Here is a 3765-nt window from a genome sequence, read left to right on the forward strand (position 1 = left end):
CATAGCAAATCTCACTTCTAGTCTTGATTTATACTATAAGAATAGGCCAAAACTGACTCAGATGCATAGGCATGTAATTCATTGTGTTTCAGTCGTTGACGGACCGTTTCCAGCGATACGCTTTCAAGTTCTGTCAGCGTAATTAATTTGTCTGCGATGAGCGCTAATGTCCAGCGAACGCGGTCATCTGGTGGCTCGCTACAAGCAATGCTGATCAATTTAGCATCTTCATTGGCTGAGAGTAATTTGGGTTGCCCTGTTCGTTTCCCTTCGGCGAGTGCAGCTTCCAGTCCGTCTTCAACGAACCGTTTTTTTGTTCGGTAAATCGTTGAGGTACTGGTATTGAGTAACTCAACGATGTCTTTATTACTGTGTTTATGTTCGTTTGCAAGCAACAGAATGTTGGCTCGTTTTAACAAGCGAGCATTGTGTATGCCTTTGCTTAGTAAAATCTTTAAGGAGTGCAGTTCTTCTTGGGTCAACTCTACAAGGTAAGTGATATTCATGGCATGATACTCTCAACCATCAAAGACGATAATTGATCACAAAGCCTTGAGAATGTCGATCCCCACAGAGAAAAACATTAACCCCGCATTTAGCGTGAAGCAAGGCCAATACCTCGCTTTTATTTATTATTACAGCAAAGTGAACGGTTATCCGCCAGCTCAGGCTGATATCCAGAAGTACTTTGGTGTTTCAGCTCCTACGGTTCATCAGACAATTTTGAAGTTAGAAACAGACGAATTGATCAGCAGAACCCCGAGAGAAAGTCGTTCTTTGAAAGTGTTAATAAAAACCGATGAGCTACCACTGGAATGGTAACTCAATCGATCAAAACTAAATTGAAACGGTACTAGATGTAACGATTTCAAACAAGGATATTACAAGTGAGATTTATATAGTTGCGGGGTTTTACATTGGCTGATATTTCAACTACAAATAAATATTCTTAATTAGTCAATCATATTGATTAATCGCTACACAGATCAAGGTTACACTGTAAATCATTGACTTTTATTTCGTTTTTTTATTATGTATGCGAAAATAATTACACGATTCAGATGGTTCTCCATCTCCATTCACATTCTAAATTCAGCTACCAAATGGCTGTATTTATTTCCGTTTTTCAATTTAATTCAACAACAGTATTAGCACTCAATATGAAGTCATATTCACTAAAGAAAAAGATATTGTTATCGGTTGTCCTCGCCCTTGCGGTTGTCATTGGACTGCTATCGTGGCACAGCTATTCCACCCAAAAAACCTTGTTACTGCAAAGTAGTGTTGATCAGGTAAACCAATCTGGTAAACAACAAGCGATGCGAATTGGAGAATGGTTGGCTGATCGCCAACGAGTCATCTCTTCTGTCGCCACTAAGGTCGAAGGTGATGCGCTCAATGCCTTGCAGCAAGCACAAATCTCCGGCGATTTTCAGCTGGCCTATTTCGGTAACAGCAATGGCGTCATGGTCGACGCAGATCCGAGCATTGATCGTACCGGCTACGATCCTAGATCCCGTCCTTGGTACCGTCAAACGCAACAAGCAGGCGGGCCAATTATGACCAAGCCTTACATGGGTGTGGCCATTAAAGTACCGATCGTCACTATGGCTCAACCGACCCGCAATGGCGTTGTCGGTGGTGATTTATCGATTGCCAGTTTAGTGGATAGCGTCAACGAAATGTCGCTGCCAGCCAACGGCTATGCCATCATGATGCATAAAGACGGTACCGTAATTGCCTATAAAGATTCAAGTAAATTGATGGGCAAAGTTACCGATATTGACGCTCAGCTAAACAGTCAATTAATCCAATCGAGCCGCCAGTCAGGTCAATTTGCTTCAGCTTATTTTGACTCTGAAGGCCGAGATAAACTGCTATGGGGTGTTGAGATCCCTAACACCGATTGGCAACTCGTTTTTGTACTCGACAAACTAACTCTAGAAGCACCACTGACCAGTTTAATGTTAACCCAATTAGGGCTGGCTATATTAGTATTAATTATCAGTGTGCTAGCGATTTCATGGTTATTAAGCCTGTTACTTGGGCCATTAAGCCGAGTGTCTCAAGCCTTATCACGCATCGCTGACGGCAATGGTGATTTAACCCAACGCATCACAGTCGACAGTCAAGATGAAGTCGGCGTGCTAGCAGACAGCTTTAACCGCTTTGTGAGCAGTCAACATCAACTGATCAGCCATATTCGTCAACTGGCGACCGAACTGAATTTAGATGCAGAGCAGAGTCTGCTCACAAACCAATCTAGTGTCGATGAACTACAACGCCAACAACAAGAAGTGGCAATGGTTGCCACTGCAGTTACCGAAATGTCGAGCGCAACTCAGGAAATTGCTACTAATGCTGAAAGTACTGCCGCGGCGGCGCAGCAATCAGCCCAAAGCAGTACTCAAGGTAAAGCTTTGGTCGATAAAACCCGCACCACCATTAATTCATTAGCATTGGAAGTTGATGAAAACACGACAGTGATGGGTGAATTAAGCGTTCATGCACAAGCAATTTCTGGCATTTTAACTACGATTCAGGGGATTGCAGAGCAAACTAACTTATTGGCATTAAATGCGGCCATTGAAGCTGCACGTGCTGGTGAGCAAGGTCGAGGTTTTGCCGTGGTTGCAGATGAAGTGCGAGTGTTATCACACCGAACTCAAGACTCTACCGCAGAGATTTATACCACTATCGAAACCTTGCAAAATACCACGAAACAAGCAGTTAACTTGATGGATAGTAGCAAGGGATTGGCGAGTAACAGTGTTGATGATGTTAACGCTGCAGCACAAGCTATCGAAGAGATCACCCAAGCGGTGAATGTGATTTCTGACATGGCGGGACAAATTGCCATCGCAGCAGAAGAGCAAACACAGGTGACGAGCGAAATAACGAAGAATACAGTCGCGATAAAAGATGTCACCGATCAGATCACCTCATCGGCTATGACCCATCTAAACCAAGCTAAAATGCTCAAAGACCGTGCAACAGATTTGAGCAAGAAAGTCGCCACCTTCATTTTGTAAGCCTGCGTTATTGGCCTAGTGCAGGCTTATTACTAAGCAAGAACATCCTGCCTAATGCCAGTTAATACCTGGATAAGTCTTTTGAGGTAAAAGTGAGTTAGCTTTGCCTCAAAGATTTACCACAATAAAACTCAATCATCATAGCCTAACGCCCCTTAGTAATCGGCTAACACGATAATTTTTATGTCCATATAATATTGCTATAGATAATGCTAGATCGGCACAGCCGACGGCTGGGCTACTATATGCCCACAGGCTTCAAACTGTTTCATATTATCGATAAAGATATGCCACAAAGAATAAGCTTTAAACGCTTAGTCATATAGCCTGTGTTTGCCAACACGGAACGCTTTGCCGCCTTTACACCCCTGATGTTGACAATATTGACTCAGGGCTTGCTATGACCCTAGCTTGCCGTAAAAAAAAGTAATCAAAATCTTTGCTTATGTTAAGCCCGTTTTCTGCGGGAATATTGAGCCGTCTATACTACTCAGGCTACGTTGACTGAGCGCACCGCGCTTGTTTTTGCTTTTTAAAAAGAAATGACCGAATTCACGTCTATGCTCTTTCGCCAAACAGAAATGTGGCGGATGGAGGGTGTTGTTAAAAATAGGAACCTAGGGCTCAAAAATTCCTTACAACGGAAAAAGGCTCATCTGTAATGGTCAAGTATTTCTGGAGAGATTTTAAGCCGCTTTTTTTAACTCATTATATTTCTGATGTGGCGTCTTAT

3 protein-coding genes are annotated in these 3765 nt (G+C 42.8%); 2 read left to right on the forward strand and 1 reads right to left on the reverse strand.

All coding sequences use genetic code 11. The annotated features are described in order from the left end of the window. Positions 1-17 precede the first annotated feature (17 nt). On the reverse strand, positions 18-506 hold the full coding sequence (locus AAEZ00_RS20345) for a helix-turn-helix domain-containing protein (protein WP_124013605.1): 489 nt from the start codon (positions 504-506) through the stop codon (positions 18-20). A 52-nt stretch (positions 507-558) separates the two neighbouring features. On the opposite strand from AAEZ00_RS20345, the gene AAEZ00_RS20350 reads away from it, so the two are divergent. Together AAEZ00_RS20350 and AAEZ00_RS20355 are read left to right on the forward strand one after the other, a co-directional pair. Then, complete coding sequence (locus AAEZ00_RS20350) at positions 559-822, forward strand: LexA family protein (protein ID WP_233768497.1); 264 nt, start codon at positions 559-561, stop codon at positions 820-822. A gap of 338 nt (positions 823-1160) precedes the next feature. Continuing rightward, positions 1161-3032 (forward strand): methyl-accepting chemotaxis protein, encoded by a 1872-nt coding sequence (locus AAEZ00_RS20355; RefSeq protein WP_124013606.1) that lies wholly within the window; start codon positions 1161-1163, stop codon positions 3030-3032. Positions 3033-3765: the final 733 nt, after the last annotated feature.

The organism is Shewanella sp. S1-49-MNA-CIBAN-0167, assembly GCF_040310145.1.
In the GTDB taxonomy this organism is placed as follows: domain Bacteria; phylum Pseudomonadota; class Gammaproteobacteria; order Enterobacterales; family Shewanellaceae; genus Shewanella; species Shewanella psychromarinicola.

What these genes read in the sequence shown, in the direction of transcription:
- AAEZ00_RS20345 (WP_124013605.1), bottom strand. Translation starts at nt 506, where the DNA reads ATGAATATCACTTACCTTGTAGAGTTGACCCAAGAAGAACTGCACTCC.
- AAEZ00_RS20350 (WP_233768497.1), top strand. Translation starts at nt 559, where the DNA reads ATGTCGATCCCCACAGAGAAAAACATTAACCCCGCATTTAGCGTGAAG.
- AAEZ00_RS20355 (WP_124013606.1), top strand. Translation starts at nt 1,161, where the DNA reads ATGAAGTCATATTCACTAAAGAAAAAGATATTGTTATCGGTTGTCCTC.